Origin of the sequence: Chryseobacterium sp. JK1 (assembly GCF_050632815.1) — a bacterium.
Taxonomy (GTDB): domain Bacteria; phylum Bacteroidota; class Bacteroidia; order Flavobacteriales; family Weeksellaceae; genus Chryseobacterium.
Genome location: NZ_JBODRU010000003.1, coordinates 74,508 through 101,476, shown reverse-complemented (window position 1 = coordinate 101,476; position 26,969 = coordinate 74,508). Strand labels below are relative to the sequence as shown.

At 35.7% G+C, this 26,969-nt stretch carries 28 protein-coding genes and 1 pseudogene; 16 read left to right on the top strand and 13 right to left on the bottom strand.

Annotated features, from left to right (window positions below; genetic code table 11):
• The first annotated feature begins 276 nt into the window (after positions 1 to 276).
• The 3 genes from ACQ76T_RS17105 to ACQ76T_RS17095 all read left to right on the top strand — a co-directional run bounded on the left by ACQ76T_RS17105 (position 277) and on the right by ACQ76T_RS17095 (position 2,574).
• A complete protein-coding gene (locus ACQ76T_RS17105) occupies positions 277 to 879 on the top strand; it encodes a hypothetical protein (RefSeq protein WP_431344471.1) in 603 nt (200 codons plus the stop codon).
• A 28-nt stretch (positions 880 to 907) separates the two neighbouring features.
• On the top strand, positions 908 to 1,648 hold the full coding sequence (locus ACQ76T_RS17100) for a hypothetical protein (RefSeq protein WP_431344470.1): 741 nt from the start codon (positions 908 to 910) through the stop codon (positions 1,646 to 1,648).
• 554 nt (positions 1,649 to 2,202) lie between these two features.
• Positions 2,203 to 2,574, top strand: a complete 372-nt coding sequence (locus ACQ76T_RS17095; RefSeq protein WP_422693741.1) for a septal ring lytic transglycosylase RlpA family protein — start codon at positions 2,203 to 2,205, stop codon at positions 2,572 to 2,574.
• A 68-nt stretch (positions 2,575 to 2,642) separates the two neighbouring features.
• Here the strand turns inward: ACQ76T_RS17095 and ACQ76T_RS17090 are convergent, their stop codons facing one another.
• The 5 genes from ACQ76T_RS17090 to ACQ76T_RS17070 all read right to left on the bottom strand — a co-directional run bounded on the left by ACQ76T_RS17090 (position 2,643) and on the right by ACQ76T_RS17070 (position 7,614).
• On the bottom strand, positions 2,643 to 3,407 hold the full coding sequence (locus tag ACQ76T_RS17090) for an exodeoxyribonuclease III (protein ID WP_431344469.1): 765 nt from the start codon (positions 3,405 to 3,407) through the stop codon (positions 2,643 to 2,645).
• The gene (locus ACQ76T_RS17085; RefSeq protein WP_431344468.1) at positions 3,407 to 3,697 is read right to left on the bottom strand and encodes a YciI family protein; all 291 of its coding nucleotides are present in this window, start codon (positions 3,695 to 3,697) and stop codon (positions 3,407 to 3,409) included. The genes ACQ76T_RS17090 and ACQ76T_RS17085 overlap by 1 nt, the downstream gene beginning before the upstream one ends.
• A 100-nt stretch (positions 3,698 to 3,797) precedes the next feature.
• Positions 3,798 to 4,175: an MliC family protein gene (locus ACQ76T_RS17080; RefSeq protein ID WP_431344467.1), complete on the bottom strand. Its 378-nt coding sequence runs from the start codon at positions 4,173 to 4,175 to the stop codon at positions 3,798 to 3,800.
• Between the two features lie 121 nt (positions 4,176 to 4,296).
• Positions 4,297 to 5,841: a PglZ domain-containing protein gene (locus ACQ76T_RS17075; protein WP_431344466.1), complete on the bottom strand. Its 1,545-nt coding sequence runs from the start codon at positions 5,839 to 5,841 to the stop codon at positions 4,297 to 4,299.
• Between the two features lie 132 nt (positions 5,842 to 5,973).
• A complete protein-coding gene (locus ACQ76T_RS17070) occupies positions 5,974 to 7,614 on the bottom strand; it encodes a S41 family peptidase (protein WP_431344465.1) in 1,641 nt (546 codons plus the stop codon).
• Positions 7,615 to 7,824: 210 nt separating this feature from the next.
• Here ACQ76T_RS17070 and ACQ76T_RS17065 point away from each other — a divergent pair, with 210 nt between their 5' ends.
• The 10 genes from ACQ76T_RS17065 (at position 7,825) to ACQ76T_RS17020 (ending at position 16,467) form a co-directional block, all read left to right on the top strand.
• Positions 7,825 to 9,042, top strand: a complete 1,218-nt coding sequence (locus ACQ76T_RS17065) for an HD domain-containing protein (protein WP_431344817.1) — start codon at positions 7,825 to 7,827, stop codon at positions 9,040 to 9,042.
• An 80-nt stretch (positions 9,043 to 9,122) separates the two neighbouring features.
• Positions 9,123 to 10,154: a UDP-3-O-(3-hydroxymyristoyl)glucosamine N-acyltransferase gene (gene lpxD, locus ACQ76T_RS17060; RefSeq protein ID WP_431344464.1), complete on the top strand. Its 1,032-nt coding sequence runs from the start codon at positions 9,123 to 9,125 to the stop codon at positions 10,152 to 10,154.
• A complete protein-coding gene (locus ACQ76T_RS17055) occupies positions 10,147 to 11,544 on the top strand; it encodes a bifunctional UDP-3-O-[3-hydroxymyristoyl] N-acetylglucosamine deacetylase/3-hydroxyacyl-ACP dehydratase (protein ID WP_431344463.1) in 1,398 nt (465 codons plus the stop codon). The genes lpxD and ACQ76T_RS17055 overlap by 8 nt, the downstream gene beginning before the upstream one ends.
• Positions 11,545 to 12,339, top strand: a complete 795-nt coding sequence (gene lpxA / locus ACQ76T_RS17050) for an acyl-ACP--UDP-N-acetylglucosamine O-acyltransferase (protein ID WP_431344462.1) — start codon at positions 11,545 to 11,547, stop codon at positions 12,337 to 12,339. It abuts the gene before it with no gap.
• 24 nt (positions 12,340 to 12,363) lie between these two features.
• Positions 12,364 to 12,699 carry a hypothetical protein gene (locus ACQ76T_RS17045; RefSeq protein ID WP_431344461.1) on the top strand — a complete coding sequence of 112 codons (336 nt, stop codon included), beginning with the start codon at positions 12,364 to 12,366 and terminating at the stop codon, positions 12,697 to 12,699.
• A gap of 15 nt (positions 12,700 to 12,714) precedes the next feature.
• Positions 12,715 to 13,281, top strand: coding sequence for an elongation factor P (gene efp, locus ACQ76T_RS17040; protein WP_422693730.1), 567 nt, complete (start codon positions 12,715 to 12,717; stop codon positions 13,279 to 13,281).
• Positions 13,282 to 13,348: 67 nt separating this feature from the next.
• Positions 13,349 to 14,248 carry a UDP-3-O-(3-hydroxymyristoyl)glucosamine N-acyltransferase gene (locus ACQ76T_RS17035; RefSeq protein WP_431344460.1) on the top strand — a complete coding sequence of 300 codons (900 nt, stop codon included), beginning with the start codon at positions 13,349 to 13,351 and terminating at the stop codon, positions 14,246 to 14,248.
• Entirely contained in the window at positions 14,248 to 14,814 is a 567-nt protein-coding gene (locus ACQ76T_RS17030) for a hypothetical protein (RefSeq protein WP_431344459.1), read from the top strand. Before ACQ76T_RS17035 ends, ACQ76T_RS17030 begins: the two co-directional genes overlap by 1 nt.
• Before the next feature lie 90 nt (positions 14,815 to 14,904).
• Positions 14,905 to 15,777, top strand: a complete 873-nt coding sequence (gene sucD, locus ACQ76T_RS17025; protein ID WP_002977143.1) for a succinate--CoA ligase subunit alpha — start codon at positions 14,905 to 14,907, stop codon at positions 15,775 to 15,777.
• A gap of 18 nt (positions 15,778 to 15,795) precedes the next feature.
• The gene (locus ACQ76T_RS17020; RefSeq protein ID WP_431344458.1) at positions 15,796 to 16,467 is read left to right on the top strand and encodes a porin family protein; all 672 of its coding nucleotides are present in this window, start codon (positions 15,796 to 15,798) and stop codon (positions 16,465 to 16,467) included.
• Positions 16,468 to 16,683: 216 nt separating this feature from the next.
• Here the strand turns inward: ACQ76T_RS17020 and ACQ76T_RS17015 are convergent, their stop codons facing one another.
• The 3 genes from ACQ76T_RS17015 to ACQ76T_RS17005 form a co-directional block, all read right to left on the bottom strand.
• Positions 16,684 to 17,994 (bottom strand): ABC transporter permease, encoded by a 1,311-nt coding sequence (locus tag ACQ76T_RS17015; protein ID WP_431344457.1) that lies wholly within the window; start codon positions 17,992 to 17,994, stop codon positions 16,684 to 16,686.
• A gap of 4 nt (positions 17,995 to 17,998) precedes the next feature.
• Positions 17,999 to 18,910 (bottom strand): ABC transporter ATP-binding protein, encoded by a 912-nt coding sequence (locus ACQ76T_RS17010; RefSeq protein WP_431344456.1) that lies wholly within the window; start codon positions 18,908 to 18,910, stop codon positions 17,999 to 18,001.
• Between the two features lie 106 nt (positions 18,911 to 19,016).
• Entirely contained in the window at positions 19,017 to 19,367 is a 351-nt protein-coding gene (locus ACQ76T_RS17005) for a T9SS type A sorting domain-containing protein (RefSeq protein ID WP_431344455.1), read from the bottom strand.
• A gap of 118 nt (positions 19,368 to 19,485) precedes the next feature.
• On the opposite strand from ACQ76T_RS17005, the gene hemB reads away from it, so the two are divergent.
• A complete protein-coding gene (gene hemB / locus ACQ76T_RS17000) occupies positions 19,486 to 20,475 on the top strand; it encodes a porphobilinogen synthase (protein ID WP_431344454.1) in 990 nt (329 codons plus the stop codon).
• A gap of 73 nt (positions 20,476 to 20,548) precedes the next feature.
• Here the strand turns inward: hemB and ACQ76T_RS16995 are convergent, their stop codons facing one another.
• Complete coding sequence (locus ACQ76T_RS16995) at positions 20,549 to 21,277, bottom strand: hypothetical protein (RefSeq protein ID WP_431344453.1); 729 nt, start codon at positions 21,275 to 21,277, stop codon at positions 20,549 to 20,551.
• A gap of 102 nt (positions 21,278 to 21,379) precedes the next feature.
• The gene (locus tag ACQ76T_RS16990) at positions 21,380 to 21,673 is read right to left on the bottom strand and encodes a TM2 domain-containing protein (protein WP_431344452.1); all 294 of its coding nucleotides are present in this window, start codon (positions 21,671 to 21,673) and stop codon (positions 21,380 to 21,382) included.
• A gap of 149 nt (positions 21,674 to 21,822) precedes the next feature.
• Here ACQ76T_RS16990 and lptB point away from each other — a divergent pair.
• Positions 21,823 to 22,548 (top strand): annotated as a pseudogene (lptB, locus tag ACQ76T_RS16985) (LPS export ABC transporter ATP-binding protein); the annotation flags it as partial.
• A 361-nt stretch (positions 22,549 to 22,909) separates the two neighbouring features.
• On the opposite strand, the gene ACQ76T_RS16980 reads toward lptB, so the two are convergent.
• From ACQ76T_RS16980 to hmpA, 3 genes are read right to left on the bottom strand one after another with little or no spacing between them, the layout of a single operon-like run.
• Positions 22,910 to 23,119: a DUF2798 domain-containing protein gene (locus tag ACQ76T_RS16980; protein ID WP_431344451.1), complete on the bottom strand. Its 210-nt coding sequence runs from the start codon at positions 23,117 to 23,119 to the stop codon at positions 22,910 to 22,912.
• Positions 23,100 to 23,549 carry an Rrf2 family transcriptional regulator gene (locus ACQ76T_RS16975; RefSeq protein ID WP_431344450.1) on the bottom strand — a complete coding sequence of 150 codons (450 nt, stop codon included), beginning with the start codon at positions 23,547 to 23,549 and terminating at the stop codon, positions 23,100 to 23,102. The genes ACQ76T_RS16980 and ACQ76T_RS16975 overlap by 20 nt, the downstream gene beginning before the upstream one ends.
• A gap of 6 nt (positions 23,550 to 23,555) precedes the next feature.
• Entirely contained in the window at positions 23,556 to 24,758 is a 1,203-nt protein-coding gene (gene hmpA / locus ACQ76T_RS16970) for an NO-inducible flavohemoprotein (protein WP_431344449.1), read from the bottom strand.
• 432 nt (positions 24,759 to 25,190) lie between these two features.
• Between hmpA and ACQ76T_RS16965 the strand changes: the two genes are divergently transcribed.
• On the top strand, positions 25,191 to 26,918 hold the full coding sequence (locus tag ACQ76T_RS16965; RefSeq protein ID WP_431344816.1) for an ABC transporter ATP-binding protein: 1,728 nt from the start codon (positions 25,191 to 25,193) through the stop codon (positions 26,916 to 26,918).
• Positions 26,919 to 26,969: the final 51 nt, after the last annotated feature.

Here is a 26,969-nt window from a genome sequence, read left to right as displayed (position 1 = left end):
TTAAGATTTTTTATTTTTTTTATTATAAAGTATTTATATTAGAAAATTATGTCTTAAATTTGCCCAATAAGCAATGTTTTTAAATCATATGTTTTTCAATAAGTTAATTGTTAGATTAGAACTAAAAATCGAATAAAATGTACATTTATTTGATTTTATGATTGCTAATATAATAAGCACTAATTGGGATACGTCTCCTTTTTTGGAAATATTGATGGAAAATAATGTAATTAAAATCTTTAAAAACTTATGAAAAAATTTTTATTATCAGCTACAATGCTGGTTTGCCTTTCGGCTTTTTCAAAGGCTCAGCAAGGGCGAGTGGGGATTAACACAACCACACCTGCCGCAACTTTAGACGTAGTAGCTACTACTACAGACAATACAAGACCTGATGCCTTACTAGTCCCTCGTATGACAAGAGCTCAGTTAACGGCTAAAGATGCTGCTTACATTGCAGCACAAAACGGAGCGCTTGCTTTCGTTACAACTATTGATGGTACTGCAAGTGCTAAAACTACCAACGTTACAACTGTAGGTTTTTACTACTATGATTCCCCATCTTCTACGTGGAAAACTTTAGGTGGATCAGCGCCTAATCCTGCGTTGAATGTTACAAGTCAGGTTAGTAACTACACTGCGCAAGCAACGGATGATATTATTTTGTTCACTACTACTGGTCCTACACAATTAACTTTACCTACAACTGGAGTAACGATTGGAAAAAGAATTTATGTTTCTGTAATTGGTACTACTGATATTACACTAAATCCGGTTCCAAGAGAAACAGCTAATCAGACTTTGATTACTGGGCAGGGTAATATACTTATGTACACTGGTGACGCTGCTAGTCCATGGTCAATAATTTCCGGATACTAATATTGTATAACTTTTAAAAATTAAAGTAATGAAAAAATTCACTAATAAATTTTTAGCTGTTATACTAATGACAGCTGGTGCAAGTTTAACTTTTGCACAAGTAAGAATTGTAAATAATACTTCCAATACGGCAGTTAATAATATGTCTGCTTTTATTGATGCTTCTTCTAACTCTACCGCTAATGGTACTTCTAACGTAGGAAAAGGATTAATTTTCCCAAGAACAGACTTAACGACATTTACAGCGTTCAGTGGAGCACCTGCTGGAATCGCAACATCTTTCCCAACTCGTTTCGATGGTATGGTTGTTTACAACACTGCTACAAGTGGAGTTGCTGGTGTAGGAACAACGCAAGGTACGCTTTCACCTGGATACTGGTATTATGATAATAAATCAACAACTGTAGCTGGTGGTACTTGGAAGCCATTAGCAACAGCAGCTGTAGATCCTAAAGTAACAATCGGAACAACAGAAACTGCTACCAATACAATTATAACAACTCCAACAGGAACTAAGCAACTTTATACCATTAAAGGAACTTTTACCGCGAGTGGTACTTCTACAGCAGTAAATATTCCTGCTCCTACTGGTATGACTACAATGTATGGAATCACTATCTATAAGACAGGTACTGGTGCAGTATATGATAGAAGCTTATACTCTTATACTGTAGCAACTACTGCTGGGAATGCTATTACAGGTTCTCCTAGTATGTCTGTGGTTTACCCGGCTGATACATATGATTATGTATTAGAATACCTAAAATAAACAGTACAAATTTAATTACATATTATAATAACCAATGAGCTCCCTCATTGGTTATTTATTTTAAAAAGATGAGCAGCGCTCAATTATTTTTTATCGCTCTTTGATATCATTTATTTAGTTTTCACGAAATACTTTCTTTTTAAGGCACAGCTCAGGTCTCAAATCTATGTTAAAGTGATTTTTGTATTGGAGGATTATTCTTTTGAAAAGGCTTATACAAATAAACTTTTTTCATCATAAGATTCTTAAGGACTTTGATAGGTGAAGGAGGATTTTTAGAAAAAACAGTAAATTTTTGAATTTTGTAACTTATTGATTATTAGTGATGTTTAGGTTTGTTGTTTTTAAATTATGCACGAATTAGTTAATTATGTTAACTTTTTAAGCGTTTTTTTAACACTTTTTAACAGTGTGCTTTAAACTCCCTATCCATAAGGGGTTGCAGGGTTTGTTAAGATATGTTTAAGATTTAATTAACGTTTTTTAACATATCGAATAGGGACTTAATAGGATTCCTGATACTTTTGCCCTGTCAAAACCAATAAAAGTTCAAAATGATGAAAAGATTCATTCTCGTAATCATAATGATGATTTCAACCTTAGGTGTTTACTCTTTTACAAGTAATGCCTTAGATGCGAAAAAAACAAGTTATGCATCGTACTACCACGATAAATTTAACGGTAGAAAAACCGCTAGCGGAGAGATCTTTGATAACTCAAAGTTTACTGCAGCAAACAGAACGCTTCCGTTTGGAACAAACGTTAAGGTAACGAACCTTAAAAATGGTAAAGAAGTAATAGTGAGAATTAATGACAGAGGACCTTACCATTCATCAAGATCTTTAGATATGTCTAAAGCAGCGTTCGATGAAATCGGAGATACTAATCATGGTACAATTCCGGTGGAATATGAAATTGTCGATTAAATTTATGATTTAAATTAAAAAAGCCAGCTGATTCAGCTGGCTTTTTGTATGTATATGTTATACCAATATTATACGTCCAATTCCAGTAAAGCAGGGCAATGGTCGGAATGTACGGCTTCCTTTAAAATAGCAGCCCTTGTAAGCTTCTCTTTTAAACTGTAAGACGTAAAGTTATAATCCAGTCTCCATCCCTTATTTCTTTCCCTTGAATTTTGTCTGTAACTCCACCAGGTGTAATTATCAGGATCACCATTGAAAAATCTGAAACTGTCTATCAGTTCACATTCATTCATAAAATTGGTCATCCACTCTCTTTCCATAGGAAGAAACCCTGAAACATTCTTTAAGCCAACAGGATTATGAATATCGATGGCCTCATGGCAGATATTGAAGTCCCCGGAGATAATCAGATTAGGAATCTCTTTCTTCAAATTCTTGATATATTCCAGGAAATCATGACAAAACTGCATTTTAAATTCCAGCCTTTCAATATTGGAAGCAGAAGGTACATAGACAGAAATAGCCGAAAAACCGTCGAAATCCGCACGGATGATTCTTCCTTCATTATCATAGTTTTCTATTCCGCAGCCATACTCTACGTGGTTGGGCTTTATTTTGGTAGCAATCCCGACTCCACTGTAGCCTTTTCGAACGGCTGAGTGCCAGTAACTGTGATATCCTAATTTTTCAAGGCTTTCAATATCTATCTGGTCGTTTCCGGCTTTACTCTCCTGAATACATATGATATCAGGATCCGCAGCTTTCAGCCAACCCAAAAAATCTTTAGTAAAAGCCGCCCGGATTCCGTTGACATTATAAGTGATTAATTTCATTAGTCTTCTATAAAAAGTTTAAAATTTTCATTGTATTTCGTTGGGACAAACGCCGTGATCTCATAGTCTGCTATTTGATGAATGTAAAAAGGATCTTCAGAAATAATTTTTTCAATCTCATCTTTAGACGCTGCATTACCAATGATGACACCTCCCGTTCTGGGCTCTTTTCTTCCAGAAGCTATAAAATGCCCCAATTCGTAGTATTTAGTAAGAAAAACATTGTGTTGAGGAATAAATGACTCTACATTTTCTATAGAAGTCTTGTAGGTAAGCGAAATAATAAACATGATTTATTTTTTACGAAGATATGAACTCTAATAAAAAGGCGGAAATAAAAAAGCCGGTTTTGAATTTCAAAGCCGACCTTTTATAGTATAGTAATAAGTACTACTTTTTAAAAACTGTTTTACCGTCTTTTGTAAGTTCTATTTGCTCACCTTTTCCTCTCAGTTCATAATGATCGTTCTTATACCATATTCCCGATGCAGGTTTTTGTCCCTGTAATTCGATCGTTTCGTTGTTGAATACAACCGTTGCTGTATTTTTAGTATTGTTGAAAGTCATTTCCAGTGTTTTTCCACTGCTGTCTTTAGATGTACTTTTTACAATTTCATCTTTAGTGCCGGGAACTGCTGCTGGGTCAGATGGTTTGGATGCAAGACTGTCTACAGTTGTAGGAGCGGCATCTGTTGCTTTTTTTTCCTTATTACACGAGGTTAAGAATAATGCAGCCAGTGCTGCTGTGATAAAAATGTGTTTTTTCATAAGTTTATATTTTTATGGATGTCTGTAAGCATGCAAAATGAATGCCTTAAAAAATAGAAGCGGAAAAAATCGATCGATTTTTTCCGCTTCTAACCCCAAATTATATAAACTATGAAAAAAATTATTTGGGTTCTAAAACACTGATAGGAATAATACATTCCTCCAATGAAATACCACCATGCTGGTAAGTTTCCTTATAGTAATTTACAAAATGATTGTAGTTCTTAGGATAAGCCAGGAATATATTGTTTTTAGCAAAAATATATTTTGAACTTAAATTTCCTTTAGGGAGAAATAATTTCTCAGGATTGGTAATCGCCCATACATCACTGTCATCATACGTTAAGCTTTTACCTGTTTTGTATCGAATATTGGTAGAGGTTTCTCTGTCTCCTACAACTTTGCTTGGTTTTTTTACATACACGGTTCCGTGGTCTGTAGTGATCACCAATTTGTATCCGTTTTCTGCCGCCAGTTTAATAATCTTTAATAATGATGAGTTTTCAAACCAGTTCATGGTAAGAGAGCGGAACGTTTTATCATCACGAATCAGCTGATCAACAATATGATTATCCGTTTTGGCATGAGAAAGAATATCGATGAAATTATAAACAATCACCAAAAGGTCGTTGTTTTTATGTTGATTAAAATCATCGTAGATTTTTCTTTCAAAATCGGCATTCAGTACTTTAAGATATTTCATCGATTTGGAACCAAGTCCAATTCTTTTCATCTGATCTTCCAGGAAGTCACGCTCAAATTCATTTTTATTTCCTTCCTCATTATCGTTAAACCATTTGTCTGGGAAACGTTTTTCAATTTCAGAAGGCATCAGCCCTGCAAAGAAAGAGTTTCTTGCATATTGAGTGGCTGTAGGAAGGATGCTGTAGTAATAATCTTCCGATATTTTATTATAATATTTGGTAAATAATGGCTCAATTACTTTCCACTGATCATAGCGAAGGTTGTCCACCATCAGTAAAAGTACTTTTTCCTTTTCAACTTCAGGCTTTACTTTCTCTTTGAAAAGCGTATGACTCATCATAGGCTTGTCGGAACCTGTAAGCCAGTGTTCATAATTTTTTTCAATAAACTTGGCAAACTGAATATTGGCTTCCTCCTTCTGAGATTGTAAGAGATCGGCAAATTCATTGTCTGCTACTTTATCAAACTTAATTTCCCAGCTCAGGATTTTTTTATAATATTCTGCCCATTCCTGGTAAGTTCTCAGGTAAGAAAGTTCCATCGAAAGATTTCTGAACTCCTGTTGATATTGTAAAATAGTTTTCTGCTCCACCAGGTTTTCCTCCTGAAGGTTTTTCTTTAACGAAAGTAATATCTGATTGGGGTTTACAGGCTTTAAAATATAATCGGCAATCTGAGAGCCGATAGCCTCTTCCATAATATGTTCTTCTTCACTTTTGGTTACCATAACGATTTTTAAAGAATTGTCTTTTTCCTTAATCATAGGAATGGCTTCCAGTCCCGATATACCGGGCATATTTTCATCAATAAGCGTTAAAGCAAATTTCTCTGAATCCATAAGTTCCAAAGCCTCATTCACGTTATTAACAGGCGTTACCTGGTAACCCTTCTTTTCTAAAAATACGATATGAGGTTTAAGTAAATCTATTTCATCATCGATCCATAATATCTTTTCTGACATAATTTATTTTTTACATGGTTATTCTATCAAAATGTTGACCAATTCCTTTTAAAATCTCACAAAATCGAAATATTAAAAGTTAAATATTAGTTAAATGGAAATGCTTCTCAGCAGATCAGGTTTCTGTTGTATTCAGTTATTCGTTTTTATATACAGCAAAGCTCTTTCCAGAACTTCGTCTTTTCCTTCTTTAATTCCCTGTACAGTAGGTTTTATAATGATATCCGGGATAATACCAATTCTTTGGGTTTCTCTGCCGTCGGGGTAATAAGCGCCAAGACCGGTAAAACGGGTATGAAGACCGGCAATCTTAAAAGTAATGACATCTCCGTTAGCCCCTGAAGTATTACTTCCGATAATTTTAGCTTTAGGGTGCTGCTTAAACATCATTGTTGTTGTTTCTGCCTGGCTCTGGGTACTCTCATTTACCAAAACGATAATATTGCCTTTATAGTATTCCGGATTTGTCCTGCCTATGCTGTTTATTCTGCTGTGAAATTTACCGGGATAATCGGTTTCCGGGAAATTAAACTGATAATAAAGTGTATTTTGAGGGAGGAAAAGATAACTTAAAGGGTGAATAGTCTGTTTTGGATAATTTCTAAGATCAAAAATGATAGATTGGGCAGATTGTAAATGGTTGTACATTTCATCAAGATCTTCCTTTTCGATGACTCCCATATTAACGTACCCGATTGTGTTTTTCTGATCGATGAATTTCCACCTTGCCGGGACTGAAGTTTTTTCATAAATAATATCCTTCGTAGGGTAAGTTTTTACGGCAACGCTTACATTTTGTCCGTTTCTTTCAAGTTTTAAAGAAAGAGAGTCTTTATTACTGAGAAGAAAAAGATGTTTGGCCTTATGAATTTTTCCCCAGGAATTGGACGCCGGAATATACTTGCCAAAAGTATTAACCATTTGAGGGATCGTTTTCCCTTCAATATCATAGATCACATCTCCCACATTCAAAGTACTTTCCTCATGAAACCTGTTGCGTAAGATTTTTGTTACAACCAGTTTCCCTTCTGCATAAGAGTATTCTACCGGAACCTTTCTGCTTCCGTAGAGGCTAAAATTAATATTTTTTGAATAAAGATAGGCATGGGAATCATCGGTTTTGCTTATCAGTTCAGCTAACACTAAATGATAGCTGATGCCATTATTGATGCTGACAAACTTTGGGATCATTTCCGAAAGTACATCGTTCCAGTTTTGATCGGTTTCATATTTATAAGGAAAGAAATATTCTACATAATTCCAGTATCTGAAAAGCTCAAGTAAGCTGATTGCTCTGGAAGTGAATGAGGAACCATAAGATTTTTCGTTCCGGAAATGGATTTTTCTGTCATTTTTTCCTAAATAATAATGATCTCCTATATTCCGGTTGTTTTCAATATAATGTAGCTTTTGTCCAACTTCTTCTGTGAAAATATGGGTATTGTTGATCCAGCTCAGGTCGAAATTTTTAAGAAAATAGATTTTGTCATCTTTTTTTGAACATTCTATACAATTGTCAACCTTTCCTAAATTATCAATCCAATTGGCGTATAGTTTATTTAATGCCGTTTTATTGTCAATATTTTCAAGTTCTCCCATTTTTTTCAGGAGTTGTTGGTCCCAATCAAAATTTCCTTTAGCGACCTGAGGGTGATAATATTTTAAGAATCCCCAAACCTTGCATAAAGATTCCAGTTTCTGATTTTCAGATAAAATTTGTGCAGAGAAATTTAAACTTAAAAAGAATAAAATGAAAAGAAAATACTTCCTCATTAAAGGCTATCGTGTTTTTCTCAAAGATAAATCTTTCATTCAACAGAAGCAAACGCTTTTAGAAAAAATAGAAATTACCAATTCAAATAATCCGAAAGCTTTGGAATAGAATTAGTACTTAATAGAAGTATGGTTAATATTTAAACCGATAATTTAACAAAACGGTCCCATTTAAAATCCCTAACTTTGTTTACTAATACTGACGTTTCAATGCAGAATAAGCTAAAAATCATCAACGATCCTGTTCACGGATTTATCAAAATTCCACACGAAATTTTATTTGACATCGTTGAACATCCATACTTTCAGAGACTAAGAAGAATAGGGCAGACCGGGCTTCTGAACCTGATTTTTCCGGGTGCTACCCATACAAGGTTTCACCATGCCCTGGGAGCGATGCATCTTATGTTTACAGCATTGGAAACCTTAAAACAGAAAGGTATCGATATTTCAGAAGAAGAGGAAAAAGGAGCGATGTTGGCTATTTTGCTGCATGATATTGGTCATGGTCCGTTTTCCCATGCCTTAGAAAGTATGCTGATGGATGACTGGCATCATGAAACCCTTTCTCTTTTATTGATGAATAAATTAAATGAAGAGTTTAATGGGCAGTTGTCTATGGCAATAGAAATGTTTCAGGGGAAATACCACCGAAAGTTTTTTAATCAGCTGATCTCATCCCAACTGGATGTAGATAGACTGGATTATCTGAATAGAGACAGCTTTTTTACAGGAGTTTCCGAAGGAAATATCAATACCCAAAGGATTATTTCGATGATGAATGTTTGTGAAGAAGGTGAACTGGTGATTGATGCAAAAGGAATTTATTCCATCGAAAATTTTCTGACGGCCAGAATGTTCATGTATTGGCAGGTTTACTACCACAAAACATCTGCTTTGGCAGAATTTCTTTTGGTGAAAATTCTTGAACGAGCAAAATATCTGATTTCTCAAGGGATTGAGTTGCCCGCTACAGAAAATTTGCAGTATTTTTTATATCGGGGGAAAAGCGCCGCTACAGATGAAGATGTAGAAAGATTCACAAAACTTGATGATAATGATATCATTCAGGCCATGAAAGAATGGCAGAATTCTGATGATTTTGTCCTTGCCTACTGGTGCCAGTGTGTCATTCAAAGAAATTTACCGAAAACCATCATCTCTTCTCATTCTTTTGATCCGCTGATAATTGATGAAAAAATAAAAAAGACAAATGAATTTTTCGGAATCGATAACGGAAAAGAACTTGTACACGAGATAAAAAGAAAACTTGTGCCTTACCATGCAGAAAAGCAGCCTATCTATCTGTTGCAGAAAAATGGAGAAAGAATAAGACTTCACGAGTCTGAAGATCAGCTTTTATCAGGACTTATGATGAATAAAACAACACGCTATATTCTTATGTTTCCGAGGGATATATCACAATGAGATTCTTAAATAATATTAAAATTTACGATCTGAAACCAAAATATGTTTGCAAATTATAGAATTTCTTATCTTTGCAGAATATGGAATTTACAGCTTCGCAAATTGCAAGTTTTATTGACGGAAAAATAATAGGTGACGAGAATGCACTTATTACAGGGGTTTCTCCAATTGAAAATGGAGAATCAGGACATCTTTCTTTTATAGCACAAGATCGGTTTTCCCATTTTTTAGATACCTCAAAATGCTCTGTGATCATCGTTTCGGAAAAACTTCTGGACAAAAATAATTATATCCCTACCATAATCGTTGTGAAGGATGCTTATCTTTCTTTTCAGATTCTGATGAATTTATATCAGGAAATGAGAGGGAGGAAAGAAGGCATTGAAGATGGCTCATCCATCCATGATACGGCAGTGATCGGTGAAAAAGCTTATATCGGAGCATTTACATATGTTTCGGAAAAGGCTAAAATCGGTGACGGATCACAAATCTATCCTCATGTATATATAGGTAAAGGCGTAAAAATCGGTAAAAACTGTAAAATAGACAGTGGTGCCAGAATTTACGATTACTGTATCATCGGAGATAACTGTGTCATTCACTCCAATACTGTTGTAGGAGGAGATGGGTTCGGGTTTCAGCCGACTGCTGAGGGATTCAAAAAAATTCCGCAGCTTGGTAATGTAATTATTGAAGATGATGTGGAAATTGGTTCCAACTGTAGTATCGACAGAGCTACAATTGGTTCTACAATCATCGGAAAAGGAACTAAAATTGATAATCTTATCCAGATAGCCCATAACGTAAAAATAGGGCAGAATAACGTAATTGCTGCACAAGCCGGCATTGCAGGTTCTACCACCATTGGTGACTGGAACCAAATCGGAGGTCAGGTAGGAGTTGTTGGACATATTAAAATCGGTAACCAGGTAAAAATTCAGGCCCAAAGTGGGGTGAACTCCAGTGTTGACGACAAAGAAACATTATACGGCTCACCAGCCATCAGCTATAATGACTATTTGAGAAGCTATGTTCATTTCAGAAATTTCCCTGAGATCGTAAGTAGAATAAATAATCTTGAGAATAACTCAAAAGATAATCCTAATGAGTGATATGCAAAAAACGCTTCGGGAAGAGGTAACTCTGTCCGGAATTGGACTTCACACAGGTAAAGAAGTAAAACTTACCATTAAACCTGCTAAAGAAAATACAGGTTTTGTATTTGTAAGAACAGACTTGGAGGGACATCCTCTGGTAGAAGCAGATGTAAATTATGTTGTAGCAACAGAAAGAGGAACTACATTAGAAAAACTAGGGGTGAAAATCACAACCTGCGAACATCTTTTAGCAGCCCTTGTAGGTTGTGATATTGATAACGCAGTGATGGAAATGGATGCCTCTGAACCACCTATTTTGGATGGATCTTCTAAATACTTTGTAGAAGCTATTGAAAGTGTTGGAGTAATAGAGCAAAGCGTTGCCAGAGAATATTTAGTAGTAAAAGAAGTGCTTACTTACAGTGATCCGGCTACAGGTTCGGAAATCACAATTATCCCTTCAGATACGTACGAAGTAACAACTATGGTAGATTTTGGGACCAAAGTATTGGGAACTCAGAATGCCACTCTTAAAAATATTTCAGAATTTAAAGACGAAATCTCTTCTGCAAGAACTTTTAGCTTCCTGCATGAGTTGGAAATGCTTTTAGATCACGGATTGATCAAAGGTGGTGATATTTCCAATGCTATCGTATATGTAGATAAAGATCTTACTCCTGAAACAACAGAAAAATTAAAGAAAGCCTTTGGAAAAGACAACGTAGCGATCAGACCCAACGGAATTCTTGATAATCTTAATTTAAATTACCCTAACGAAGCTGCAAGACACAAATTGCTGGATGTAATTGGTGACTTAGCCTTAGCAGGTGTTAAAATAAAAGGTAAAGTGATAGCCAACAAACCGGGACACTATGTGAATACTCAGTTTGCTAAAAAACTTAACCGCCAGTGGAAGCTTCAGAAAAAGAAAAACGTTCCGGATTTTGATCTTACAAAAGAACCTGTATTCGATATCAATGGAATTATGCGTCTTATGCCTCATAGACCTCCATTCTTATTGATTGACAAAGTTCTTGAGCTTTCAGACTCTCACGTAGTAGGATTGAAAAACGTAACCATGAACGAGCCGTTTTTCGTAGGTCACTTCCCTAAAGAACCTGTGATGCCTGGAGTTCTTCAGGTAGAAGCTCTTGCACAAACAGGAGGTATCCTTGTGTTGGCAAGCGTTCCGGATCCGGAAAACTATTCTACTTATTTTATCAAAATTGATAAAGTGAAATTCAAAAGAAAAGTAATTCCTGGAGATACCCTTATTTTCAAAATTGAATTGATCGAACCTATCAGAAGAGGGATCGTCCATATGCAGGGGTACGGATACGTAGGAGACACAGTAGCAGTAGAAGCAGAGCTAATGGCTCAAGTTGCAAAAAATAAAGTTGATTAAATGATTCATCAATTAGCAGCCGTAGATAAACGCGCAAAAATCAGCAAAAATGTAATTGTAGAACCTTTTACTACAATTGCAGGGGACGTAGAAATTGGAGAAGGAACATGGATTGGTCCTAACGTTACCATTATGGAAGGTGCAAGAATCGGAAAAGATTGTAAAATCTTCCCGGGAACTGTAATTTCTGCAATCCCTCAGGACTTGAAGTTCGATGGAGAAGATACACAAACAATTATCGGAGATAATACGACTTTAAGAGAGTGTGTAACCGTAAATAGAGGAACTAAGGCACTAGGATTTACAAAAGTAGGCAGCAACTGCCTTATTATGGCCACTTCACACGTAGCTCATGACTGTATCATAGGAGATAATGTGATTATTGCAAATGGTTGCGGTATTGCTGGGCACGTGGAAATTGGAGACTTTACCGTAATGGGAGGATTATCCGCAGTTCAGCAGTTTGGTAAAATCGGGAAACATACCATGATCTCAGGAGGATCTTTGATCAGAAAAGATATCCCTCCCTATGTAAAAGTAGCAAGAGATCCTATTTCTTATGCAGGTATCAACTCTGTAGGATTAAGAAGAAGAGGATTCTCTAACGAGAAGATTTTCGAAATCCAAAAGATTTACAGAGCTATTTTCCAAATGAAAATGAATGTTTCTCAGGCGTTGGCATACATTGAAAAAGAAATGCTTCCTACAGCTGAAAGAGATGAAATCTTACAATTTATTCAAAATTCACCAAGAGGTATCGTAAAAGGATATGGTACCGGTAAGGATAGAGAATAAGTAACTATAAACTACTATCAGACGATGAAAAGCCTAATCGTGTTAATCACAATTTCTACAACAACTTTTGTGTTTGGACAACAAACTGAAAGAACTGAGAACGTTAAAAAAGAAAAAGTGTTTACCATAGAAAGAAAGATGGCCGAAGAATCCAATGACAGTATTGCTAAGAATAACATCACTGATATTCTGAAGCAGAAAAATACCGGAAGCTCTATCTTAGGTACATCCAATGTATACAAGTCTGAAATTCAGAACAATGTAAGCAGATTGAATAATAATGTCAATACATTCAATAATAATACATTTAACAGAATGACGATGCAGGGCCAGGGAATACAGTTGAATAAAAGAAAATAAATACGTACAAAATTAATGGCAACAAGTAACGATATCAGAAAAGGTCTTTGCATCGAATATAGCAATGACATTTTTAAAGTAATCGAGTTCCTTCACGTAAAACCAGGAAAAGGACCTGCTTTCGTAAGAACAAAATTAAAGTCAGTAACCAACGGTAAAGTAATTGATAACACTTTCTCTGCGGGACATAAAATTGAGGAAGTAAAAGTAATCACAAGAAAATTCCAATATCTGTATGATGATGAGAACGGATTCCACTTCATGAATAATGACGACTTCTCTCAATTATATATCAACAAAGAAATGATCGAGAACGCTCAGTTTATGAAAGCGGGTGAAGAAGTAACGATCATTCTAAAAGAAGCTGACGAAACACCTCTTTCTGCGGAACTTCCACAATCAGTATATCTTGATGTGATTGAAGCTGATCCGGGAGTAAAAGGAAATACAGCTACCAACGCCCTTAAGAACGCTATCGTTGAAACAGGAGCTAGAGTAATGGTTCCTTTGTTCATTGAACCAGGAGACAGAATTAAAGTAAGCACTGAAGACGGTAGCTACTTAGAAAGAGTAAAAGAATAAATAAAATTTACATAAATTCGGGTTGCATTAGCAGTCCGAATTTTGTTTTATAAGAAAATCTATTGTTATGAGATTCCATTCTCCGCAAAAGCTTAAAACCATTGCAGATTTAATAGGCTCTACATTTGTAGGCCCTGAAGACTTTGAAGTATTGGGAACCAATGAAATTCACATGGTAAAACCAGGTGATATCGTTTTTGTAAACCATCCTAAATATTATGACAAAGCACTCAACTCTGCAGCAACTATTATTTTGATCGATAAAGAAGTAGATTGTCCTGAGGGCAAAGCTCTGTTGGTTTCTGATGATCCCTTCAGAGACTTTAATAAGATCAATACTCATTTTACGAGAATTTATAACTTCACAGAAGAACTTCACGATGCAGAAATAGGAGAGGGAACAAGAATTCATCCTTCAGCCGTGATCGGAAACAATGTGAAGATCGGAAAAAATACCCTTATCTTCCCCAATGTTGTCATTGGCGACAGAACGGAGATTGGCGACAATGTTATTATTCAATCCAACACCGTTTTGGGAGGAGATGCTTTTTATTACAGAAAATTAAACGGAAACTTCGACCGTCTTATTTCCGTAGGGAATGTGATCATCGAAAATAATGTAGAAATTGGAAACGGTTGTACCATCGATAGAGGAGTTACAGACTCTACCATCATTGGGGAAGGCTCTGTTTTGGATAACCAGATCCAAATCGGTCACGACACTGTTATTGGGAAAAAATGCCTTATTGCTTCTCAGGTTGGTATTGCAGGATGTTGTGTCATTGGTGATGAAGTTACTTTATGGGGACAGGTTGGTATCGCTTCCGGTAATAAAATAGAAGGGGGAACCGTACTATTGGGAAAAACTGGAGTCAACAGAGATCTGGAAAAAGGGACCTATATTGGGATGTTTGCAGAAGATTTTAAAACCTATCTGAAAAAAGAAGTAAAACTAAGAAAATTGTAATGAAAAACCTACTAGCGCTCTTTCTTCTTGTATATTCATTCAGCTTTGCTCAGAAATCAGAAATTGAATCAAAAATTACATTTAGCGACAACAGAATCGTAAACGCTAAAATTCCCTTTAAAACCAATCTTTTTGAGAGTGATCAAATTGATGAAATAACCCTTTCGGATAAAAAGGTTAAAATTCTTGAAAACGAGAAAGCCGTTAAATATCCTGCCACCGAAATTCAGAAAATAGAATTTACAGATCTTAAAAATAAACCAAGAACTTTTATCTATTTTCCTGCAGAATCTACAAAAACATTGGTAGAATTGATATATGGTGGAAAGAAAATAAAATGGGTGAAAGCATACAGACGCCATGGCTATGACGGGTCTACTCTTGTCTCAGATGTTTTGTTCAAAGGAGATATAAGACAGCCATTGAGTATCCTGGTCAATAACAGGAAAAAATTGAAACAGTTAATGGTTGAAAAACCCGAACTTGAGCCGCTTATTGAAAATATTAATTATAACAGACTTAAGGAGCAGGATTTAATCGATCTGTTGAAAAAATATGATGAATAAAATCAGATTTAAAAATTTTTTTAACGACAAATAATCGTTATTTTTGTCTGACGTATAAACTGAAAATAAATAAATTAAAACAACAATAAAATGTCAATTTTAGTAAACAAAGATTCTAAAGTAATTGTACAAGGATTTACAGGGAACGAAGGAACTTTCCACGCTGGTCAGATGATTGAATACGGAACCAACGTTGTAGGTGGTGTTACTCCAGGAAAAGGAGGAAGCGAGCACTTAGGAAAGCCGGTATTTAATACAGTTGCGGACGCTGTTGAAAAAGCAGGTGCCAATGTAAGTATCATCTTCGTACCACCGGCATTTGCAGCAGATGCTATCATGGAAGCTGCTGAAGCAGGGATCAAAGTAATTGTATGTATTACAGAAGGTATTCCTGTAGCTGATATGGTAAAAGTAAAATCTTATATTGCTGACAGAGACTGCAGATTAATCGGACCAAACTGCCCAGGAATCATTACTTCTGAAGAAGCTAAAATTGGTATTATGCCAGGTTTCGTTTTCAAAAAAGGTAAAGTAGGTATCGTTTCAAAATCAGGTACCCTTACTTACGAAGCTGCTGACCAGGTTGTAAGAGCAGGTTACGGTATTTCTACAGCTATCGGAATTGGTGGTGACCCAATTATTGGCACTACTACAAGAGAAGCTCTTGAATTATTCATCAACGATCCAGAAACTGAAGCGGTTGTAATGATCGGTGAAATCGGTGGAGGACTGGAAGCTGAAGCTGCAAGATGGTACAAAGCAAGCGGATCTACTAAGCCTGTTGTAGGATTTATCGCTGGACAAACAGCTCCAAAAGGTAGAACAATGGGACACGCTGGTGCTATCGTAGGTGGTGCAGAAGATACAGCTCAGGCAAAAATGGAGATCATGAGAGAAAACGGAATCAACGTTGTAGATTCTCCAGCTGATATCGGTGCTACTGTAGCAAAAATTCTAGGATAATATAAAAAACCAAATCATATGAAAAAACTTTTATTAGCCTCTGCCCTCGGTCTTTCTGTTTTATCTTTTGCACAAGTGCAATGGAGAAACACAAGGTTTGGGGTTACAGGAGGTTTAAACTACTCTAGAGTATCCAATGCCCATAACCCTTCAGGCCCAAGATACACTTTTCAAGGTGGAGCTTTGGCATTAATCCCCGTAGGGAAGGCAAACCAGTTCTTTATTCAACCGGAAGTACTGTACTACGGTGCAGGAGAAACAGGGAAAGATAAAGATGCTAAAGGGGTAAATGGTTACGATGCAGTATATGCTAATAACTATCTTAGTGTACCCGTTTATTTCAAAGGATATTTTTCTGAAGCAGAATCAGAATTCTTTGGATTGATAGGACCTAGATTTAACTTTTTATTGAACCAAAACGTTAAAAATGCTCCTATAGGCAGACCTTATTACGATCCGGATGTGACAGACCCTGGGCAACCGGCAGGCGTTAATGGTAAAGCTAACAGCTTTAACTGGGGACTGGCACTGGGAGTAGGATATAGCTATAAGAGACAACTCGAAGTAGCGGTAAAATATGACTTAGGTCTTGGTGATACTTACCCTGGTCTTGCAAAAGAATACAAGGGTACTGATAAAAAGAAATCTGAACAGGTTCTTGCACTTACTTTAAGTTATATATTCAAATAGAATTATTTATTCAGAATATAAAAAATTCCGGAAACGTTGTTTCCGGAATTTTTTTGTTTTTAGAACTTTCCTGAAATAGGTAGTAAAGATGACCTATTTTTCTTATTGCAAATAGATTTTATTCGGAGTACTGCTTAGAAACAAAAAAGGACAAATTCACTGATTCGCAAATTTGTCCTTTTCTATATGATAGTAGCCTTTCAGCTCAATATAACATTATCCTTTGATCCATTTCCAAAGCTCTTTCAGCGTAGCTTTATTTCCGTACATCAAAATCCCTACACGATAGATCTTTCCGGCCAGGAAGATCATAAAAATAGTAGTGGCCAGTAATAATATAATAGATAAGGCGATCTGCCAGGCAGGAACTCCAAACGGTATTCTCGCAATCATTGCAACGGGAGAAGTGAAAGGAATGATGGATAACCAAAAGCCTAATGGACCATCAGGATTATTCATCAAAGTAAAACTTCCGTACATTCCTAATGTCAGTGGTAAAATAGCAAATAAAGTGAATTGCTGTGTTTCAGTTTCATTATCTACTGCAGAACCAATTGCTGCATAAATAGAGCTGTAGAAGATATATCCCAGAAGGAAAAATACAATAAATACAAAGATAATTAATGGGAAGTTCAGTTCCAGAAGGCTATGGGAGATCTGAGTTGCCAGTTGGCCCATATCCAGTTTGCTTGCAATTTCATCATTTCCACCCGGAATTCCTTTCTGAAGAGGTGAGAATCCTGTATTTAAGACTAGTGCTCCAATGACAGACATGGTGATCCAGATAATGAATTGGGTAAGTGCAACCAGAGTAACACCTAGAATTTTACCCATCATCAGTTCAAAAGGCTTTACAGAAGAAATGATAATTTCTACTACACGGTTGTTCTTTTCTTCAAGAACGCTTCGCATTACTCTTACGCCATAAATAATAATGAACATGAAGGTAACATACATCAAAACCATGCTAAGTCCCGATTTTACCCCAAAAGAAAGATCAGAATCCTCCTTATTGTTGTTCGTAACATTGATTGTTTTTAAGCTGAAACTCTTATCAAGATCATTAAGTTGTGCCTGCTGAATGCCCAACTGCTTTATCTTTTCCTTTTTCACGATATTGCTGATGTCGGAAACGATTCTTTGCTTGGTATCAAAACCTATTTTTGTATTGATAACCAGTCTTGCGTCCTTTTCAAGTTCGTCAAAGTTTTGGTTTTTCAGCTCCGGTAAAATAAGGATTCCATCCAGAGATTCATTTCCTTTTAGATTATTAATCTTCGACTTTTCATCCGCTGCAGAAACAAATACATAATTCAACTTGTCATTAGACTTCAGCTCATTGGTAAAAAGTCCGCTTTTATCAACCACTTCTATGATGCTGTGTGATTCGTTGGCTTTAAACATAAGGCCGATCACTGCACAAAAAGCAATAATCATCACAGGAGCCAGTAAAGTCAGTATAATGAAAGATTTTTTCTTAACCTGTGTAAGAAACTCTCTTTTTGTAATTAAAAAAATATTATTCATAAAATTAAGAATGGTTACTTACGGCATTAATAAAAACTTCATTCATACTAGGAATTCTTTCGTCGAATGATCTCACTTTACCTACATGCACCAGATCCAACAAAATATTATTCTGCTCCGCTTCATTTTTCAGATCAAAAGAAACAAGATTGTTTTCATTGGAAAAATTGAAAATTTCATATTTACCTTTAAAACTTTCCAGTTGGTCATTATTTACCTCAGAAAGCGTAATTCCAAAAATATTTTTCTTGAATTTTTCTCTTACATCGAAAACTCTTCCGTCGATAATCTTCTTGGAATTGTTGATCAAGGCAACATAGTCACACATTTCTTCCACACTTTCCATTCTGTGGGTAGAAAGAATGATCGTAGTCCCGTTATTTTTAAGATCAATGATCTGATCTTTAATTAAGTTGGCATTCACGGGATCAAAACCTGAAAAAGGTTCATCAAGAATTAAAAGATGAGGTCTGTGAAGTACAGTTACTACAAACTGAATTTTCTGCGCCATTCCTTTAGACAGTTCAGAAAGCTTCTTTTTCCACCATTGATCGATATGAAGTTTATCAAACCACTTTTTGGCTTCATTCAGGGCATCATTTTTACTCATCCCTTTCAACTCTCCGAAATAAAGGAGCTGATCACCAACCGTCATGTTTTTGTACAGTCCTCTTTCTTCAGGCATATACCCGATATCTTTGATGTGATTGGGATTCAGTTTTTCTCCATTAATAAAGATTTCTCCTGAATCGGCTTGTGTGATTTGATTAATGATTCGGATGAAAGAAGTTTTACCTGCTCCGTTTGGTCCTAAAAGTCCATAAATACTGGCTTTGGGAACATGGATACTAAAATCATCCAGGGCGACCTTTTTTCCGGCATTATAGGTCTTTTTAATATGTTCAGCTTTTAGCATTCAATTGTTTTTTTACAATTAGTATAAAAAAGTCCTGAAAGTTACGGAAATATTAAAACAGAATAGAGGTAAAAGAAAAAATCCTGATGATTATCAGGATTCTAATTTATTGTTTTACGATTTGAGTAACTTTTTGCGTGTTGTCACTTAATAAGTAACGAATCATGTATTTTCCGGGTTTTAATTTTTCAATATTGATTTCTCCGGAATTCATGTTCACTGTATAACTGGCAACCTGCATACCCAAAATAGAATAGAAAGTCACACTTTTGATTCTTAAAGAAGAATCTTTTGCCTTAATGATAAGGAAATCCTTTGCGGGATTTGGATAGGCAAGCAATACTCCATCATCTGCCTTTTGAGTGATGGAACCCGGCTCTCTCAGCTGAGCTTTTAAATTGTTGGAAAATCCAACAAAAGTGCCTACAAATAGAATTAAAAGTAAAAGTTTTTTCATCAAATTTATAATTTCTCGAATATATATAACAAATATAACAAATTCTACAATTTCGTACAATAGTTTTTTGTAGAACTTATATTAAATTTGTAGAAACTTATTCAAAAAGTATTCCAAAATGATACATTCAAGAAATAGAAGACTTAGAGTTAATGAATCTATCAGAAGTTTGGTAAGAGAAAATGTGCTTACAACTGATGATTTTGTAATGCCGATCTTCGTAATGGAGGGCGAAAACAAGCAGGAGGCGATCCCGTCTATGCCGGGAATTTTTAGGCGAAGTATAGATTTAACCGTGAAAGAATGTAAGGAATTATTTTCTTTGGGTGTAAAAGCTGTCAATTTGTACATGAAAGTGTCGGACCATTTGAAGGACAACACAGGAAAAGAAGCATGGAACAAAGACGGTCTGATGCAGAATACTATTAAAGCGATCAAAGATGCTGTTCCGGGGATGATCGTTATGCCAGATGTGGCCCTGGATCCTTATTCCATCTATGGCCATGACGGAATTATTGAAAAAGGAAAAGTTTTGAACGATGCTACAAACGATGCATTGGCCAGAATGTCAGTATCTCATGCAGAAGCAGGAGCAGATCTTGTAGCACCGAGTGACATGATGGACGGTAGAGTAATGGTGATTCGTGAAGCATTGGAAGAAAGCGGATTTACAGACGTAGGTATTGTAAGTTATGCTGCAAAATATGCAAGTTCTTTCTATGGACCTTTCAGAAGTGCTTTAGACAGCGCTCCGAAAGATGATATGGAAATTCCGAAAGACAAAAAGACTTACCAGATGGATTTCCATAACTCCCGCGAGGCATTGAATGAAGTGTATAAAGATATTGAGGAAGGAGCAGACGTTATTATGATTAAGCCGGGACTTCCTTATTTGGATATCGTTTCCAAAGTGCGTGAAGCAATTGATCTTCCTATTGCAGTATATAACGTAAGTGGAGAATATGCCATGGTGAAAGCTGCGGCTCAGAACGGTTGGTTGGATAATGACAAAACAATCATTGAAAGCCTTACCTGTTTTAAAAGAGCAGGAGCAGATATGATCTTTACCTATTTTGCTAAAGAAGCTGCTATTCTTTTGAACAAATAATTCAACAGAGTTACCATAAAAGAATCGGGCTGTTCCTTGGAACAGCCCGATTCTTTTTTTTGATAAATGATATTTACATGATATTAAAATCTTTTCCTTTTGTAAACTTTGCCGCAAAAGGAGACTGATTTCCGGAATATTTCAAAATAAAATGTTTCTCGGTATCAGTATCAATTTTAGCGTCTACTTCTACATTTTGGGTCTGAAAACTTAAATTCACGTCAGAAGATGAATCTTTTTCCAGAAAAATTTCCACACTTTCTGCATAGAATAATGAGGTACTCAGATAATTGAACTTAATATTTTTTCTGTATGTTTTAGACTTGTCCTGAGTGAAAAGAGAATAGTTCTTCAGAATCTCAATTCCGGGAGAATCAATATTCGTAATTCTTGATTTCGTTACATTATTTACCCTTACAGAAAAGCTTTTGGCACTTTTAATATTTCCGTTGATACCGATATTAAACAATGAAGGTAACGCCATCCCATATTCATCCATGCTCTCTTTGGTGAATTCAAAATCAGGAATCAGAGCAGGATGCTTCGGAGTATTGATGAGTTGTTCTTTTATCGTATTTAAAGTTCCGTCAGAAAATAAATATCCGATGAGATTGTTTCCGGTGGTTCTCCAGTTTCGGCCGTTCCATTCAAAAATTTCGCACAGTAAAGTGTCGGTGGAAGAGTGGGGAAGAAGATCCATATCCTGCCATTTAAATACTTCCTTAGCGTAAGGTCGTCGGTTGGTCAGGGTAATGCCCAGATCCAACGCCAGCAGATCTGTAAGCTCTTGGTTATTTTGCATAATAATTTTGTTGTTGATGTAAGATGAATAAAACGGTATTTTACCTCATCATTTTCCAGTAATAAAACTGGATTTTTTAGATTTTGTCTGAAACCGTGTTTTTTATAGCCAGCCTTTTTTTCCATACACATAGGTATCGTCAAACTGTTTATCACTCATAAATAAATATAAAATTCCCTCTATAAAAGGAATAATAGAAGCTGCGCCAACAGTAACGATATTAAGGACCAATTGAATAATTCCTTCCTTCGTATATCCCAGATAGAATTTATTTAAAGCCAGCCAGCCAACAAGAATCCCCAGTATGGCGGCAGGAATTTTCTTTTCTGAACGATAAGGAACATTGCTTTGTGAGCTTTGACTATTTTCTGTTTTTGTGTAACCGTAATTTTCCATTGCCTTAATATTTATAATTGATTTGTGATAAATAAGTAGCTTAAAATGACGAAAAGTTACAATACGCTCATCTAGTGAGTTTAGCTTTTCAAGTAAACAAAAATTTTAATTGGTATAAAGCGAGTTTATATTTTTGATATATTTGCCCTATGATTTTACGAGGAGAAAACTTAATCAAAGAATACGGTCCGAAAAAAGTTGTAAAAGGCGTTTCTGTACAGGTTCAACAGGGAGAAATTGTTGGTTTGCTGGGGCCGAACGGAGCAGGAAAAACCACATCGTTTTATATGATCGTAGGGTTGGTTAAGCCCACTTCAGGGAAAATTTTTCTGGATAAACAGGAAATTACTACCGATGCAATGTATCGCAGAGCTCAAAAAGGAATCGGTTATCTGGCTCAGGAAGCTTCGGTTTTCAGAAAACTATCTGTAGAAGAAAACATCATGGGAGTATTGCAGCTTACCAAGCTTTCAAAACGTGAGCAGCAAATTAAATGTGATGAACTGATTGAAGAATTTTCTTTACAACACGTTCGTAAAAACAGAGGTGACCTTCTTTCCGGAGGAGAAAGACGTAGAACCGAGATTGCCCGTTGTTTGGCAACAAGTCCGAATTTTATCCTTCTGGATGAGCCATTTGCCGGAGTAGACCCGATTGCGGTGGAAGATATTCAGAAAATTGTAAGAAGCCTTGTCGATAAAAACATCGGAATCCTGATTACGGATCACAACGTACAGCAGACCCTTGCTATTACCAATAAAACATACATTATGTTTGAAGGAAAGATCCTGAAAGAAGGACTTCCGGAAGATCTGGCTAATGATCCACAGGTAAGAGAAGCCTATCTGGGTGAAAACTTCGTCTATCAAAGTATTTTAGATAAACCAAAGAAGAAAAAATACGCTTACAACATTTGGGCAGGAAATTTTGATTCTAAAGCTCATCTGCAAGGTTTTGTAGATGAAAACTTTAAACAGTTTGATGACCTCAGACTGATGTACGGTTTCGAAGATATCAGTTTTGCTTCATTAGCCAATTCTGAAATAGAGCACATCTTCAATGATGTGGTAGATAAAAATGCGAACAACTCATTTGTGTTCCAGAAAAAAGAGGTCAATACTCAATATTCACTGGAACAGGCAGAAGCAGAATCTAAAGAAGCCAGCAGACCAGAACTTCACTATCTTACTACCTATATGTACGAAGGATAGGCACAGCTCTAAGGTAAAAAATTCTTCAATGTGTGTTTTTGTTTTTTCCCATGGCTTTCCAACAAGGAAAAATGAGAATTTTGAAAACTAAAGTTATAGTCAGGGCAATGCACCAGGACTCTAGCCAGTTATAAATAAAATATTCATCATAGATCTTTTCATTATTATGTAATGAAGTGAGTGTAAAAGTAATGATGGCCGTGATAAAGAGGCTCTTAATTATTGTTTGCTGCATTCTTTTGATTGGCAAATATAATTTCCCAAGTATTAAAAGCGAGGTCAGATAAATGATGCTGATTCATACTGTCGATGAATGCTTGATAAGCGATATCTAAAAATGATTTTAGCTTACAATCATAGGAGACAAATACACACGATTTTGAAAAACAATTAATGACTGGAGTATCATCTTGTTCCAATAGATGTATAAGATCACCTAATCCTGTTTTACTTGCTTTCTCAGAAATCGTAATTCCACCATTTTTCCCTCTTTTTGTTATGACTAGCTCTTTTTGAGATAGAAACTGAACTACTTTAATAAGATGATTACGAAGAATATCAAGTCTTTCGGACAATTCATTCAAGGAAGATGAAGAGGCTTTATCGTTTTGATTTAAATAGATTAAGACCCGTAAACTATAGTCAGTAAAGTGGTTCAGTTTCATTGATTGTTAATTTAGATGAAGCAATTGAGGCCCAAATTCTTCATAAAGGATATCTTCTTGGGCAATGCCTAACTGTAGTAAAGAATTATATTGAGCTTTAATAAATGCTTCGGGACCACAAATATAATACTTTGCCTTGTCAATAAGAATTTCTTCCTTTATTTCATGTAAGTCTATTCTTCCCTTTGTAACAACATCAGATGGGTTTTCAACCGTTTCATAAAAAATATGTGTGGTTAGCCATTGATTATTTGTATTCAAGTGGTTCACATGATCTTTAAAAGCATGTACTGTTTCATCTCTGCAGCTATGAAGCCAAACAACAGTGTTATTTTGGAGAGTATTTTTTTGAGTTTCCAGCATACTCAATAATGGAGTAACACCTACACCACCACTTATGAGTACCAGTGGATTTTTAGATATAGGATTGGCATGGAATACTCCAGCTGGAGCACTTACCCATATTTCATCACCTATTTCCTTTTGATGTAATATATTAGAAACAACCCCGTCAGGTAAGTTTTGACTATTTTTTTCTCTTTTTACCGAAATTCTGTAATGTTCAGGATTGAAAGCAGAAGACAAGCTATATTGTCTGGGTTGCTCGTGCCCCAATTCAGGAATAAATGTTTTGATAGAAATATATTGCCCCGGTAGATAATCTGCAATCGATTTATTATTCTTAGGTTTTAAATAAAACGATTTTATTTCATTGCTTTCCTCTATAATATTGGCAATGACAAAAGCTCTCCAGCCCTTCCAGCCTCCTTCTTTTTTCAAGGTAGATTGATAGAGTTCATGTTCGATAGAGATCATAATTTGGGCTAATTCATTATAAGCTTGTGTCCATGCTTCTATAAGTTCATCACTGGCTGCCTCTCCTAAAACTTCCTTTATTGAGGAAATCAAATGGAGACCTACAATATCATATTGTTCCGGACTAATATTTAAGCTTACATGTTTATTTCCTATAGATTTTAAAACATTGATAAGAACTTCCGGATTTTCAATTTGCTCAGCATAGGCCAGTACAGCTCCGGCTAAGGCATTTTGCTGTTTTCCACTTGCCTGATGGCTCATATTAAAAATATTTTTCAGTTCAGGATTATGCTTAAACATTCTTGTATAAAAATGTTTTGTTAAATCTGTTCCATTGGTTTTTAGAACTGGAACGGTTGCCTTTACAAGTACTTTTTGGTTCGTATTCATTTGGTCTTTTTTATATGATGAAACAAATGTATAAAAAAATAATCTAATTGTTGTATTTAAAATGCAACAATTTCAATTTAAGTTTTTCATTTAAAAATCAGCTCATTAATCAGCGCACGTATTTTGGTAGATCTGATGATATTATTTCTAAAATCTTCAAAGAATATATTTTTAAAAGAGGGAAGAGTATATTGTATTTCCATAATGAATGGATGGAATGATGAACACCATTTTGAAAATAAGGAATTGAAAATTTTTAGTCCACATAGAAAACAAGTCGCATTAAGTTGGCTATTTCTATGAATTGTTTTAAAAAAGGTTTAATTTTACTAGGCTCTATAAAAAAAAATAATGGCAAAACCTTTCAACAGAACCGTTACTTTATTCGGAATCTATAAACAGCTGGTTCCTTTCATAAGACCTTACCGCCCTATGATCTATGGAACCCTATTTCTTACTTTTCTGGGAGCGCTTGCAGCACAGGTCAATCCAATTGTGCTGAAATATACAGTGGATGAGGTAACCAAACTAACCCACCTTCCTCATCCGATGTCGGAGGGTATTCATATTTTGGTTATTATTTCCATTATTTTGTTAGGGAAGGAACTGTTGAATATTTTTATCAATTTCGGACAGAAATTTTATGGCGAGAAGATAAGGATCAATGTTAGTTCCATTTTAGCACAATCAGCCATTGATAAAATTCTGACTTACCGGGTCGCTTACTTTAACGATGAAAACCATGAGTCTGGAAAATTACAGATCAGAATAGACCGTGGTATTGAAAGCTTAACGAAACTGGTACAAAACTTTTTTATTGATATTCTTCCGTTATTTTCCAATGCAATCATAGCATTGATTATCATGTATATGCAGAATGTATACGTGGGAGCAGTGTCTACCGTTATTGTTCCCATTTATTTTTATATCAGTTCTCTACAGGCTAAGAAACTGAGTGGAGTACGCAGGCAGCTCAGAAATCAGAGAGAAAAGAAGACTTCAGGACTTTTGAACCTCATCAATTCGATCATGGTGATCAAAAGCTTTGTCCGTGAAAAATTTGAAGGTAAAAAACAATATGATCTTCAGATGCAGCTGATGGAAAGCCAGATGTTCACCAGAAAAACCAATTTTATTTATGATGGCTTAAAAACTTTTCTGGAACAGTTTGGTGTTGTACTGATTATCCTGTTAACAGTATATCTGGTACTCGATCAGCAGATGACCATTGGGGCAATCATGCTTCATATCATGCTTTTTAACAATGTTTCGGCACCTATCCGCCAATTACACAGAATTTATGATGATATGAACGATGCAATGATCTATGCAGAAGGATATTTTGATATTTTAAATGCTGATAATGAAGCTGAACCCAACGGAGGCTTTATCGAAAAAGAAATCAAAGGAACTTTTGAATTAAAAAATGTAGACTTTACTTATCCCAACGGAACAAAAGCACTGCATGATGTTTCCATGAAAATTGAAAACGGAAAAACAACAGCCTTGGTAGGATTAAGCGGTGCAGGAAAATCAACGGTGATTAATCTTTTATGTAAATTTTACCTTCCCGACTCTGGAGAAATTCTGCTGGATGACGTCAACTTATGTGAGTATGATAATACGTTCCTCAGAAGCGATCTTGGGTTAGTTCTTCAGAAAAACCATATTTTTCAGGGAAGTATTGAAGACAATATTCGCTACGGTGACATGAATGCAAGCTTTGAACAAATTGAGGAAGCTGCCCAAAAAGCCTATCTGCATGATCAGATTATGGATCTGCCCGAGGGTTACAGACATGATGCAACCCAACTTTCCGGAGGTCAACAGCAAAGAATTGCTATAGCCAGATTGTTTTTGAAAAATCCCCCGATTATCTTTCTGGATGAACCTACTGCCAGTCTCGATGCTATTGCTACAGAACAGATCAAAAACTCTCTGGATGCCATAAAAGAAGGACGTACTGTGATCATTATTTCACATTCATTATCTCAGATTTTAGATTCTGACACTATTTATGTGATGAAAAAAGGAAGGGTAGTGGAAAACGGAACTCATGACGAACTTTACAGTAAAGACGGAACTTACCGAGAAATTTTTGATGCCTCTGCCAGAAGTTTAAACCTGGATAAACTGGTCAACACCTACAAGGAAAATTAAACAAAAAAGCCATTGTATTAATAAGAAAACCTCAAAAAAGAATTTTAGCTT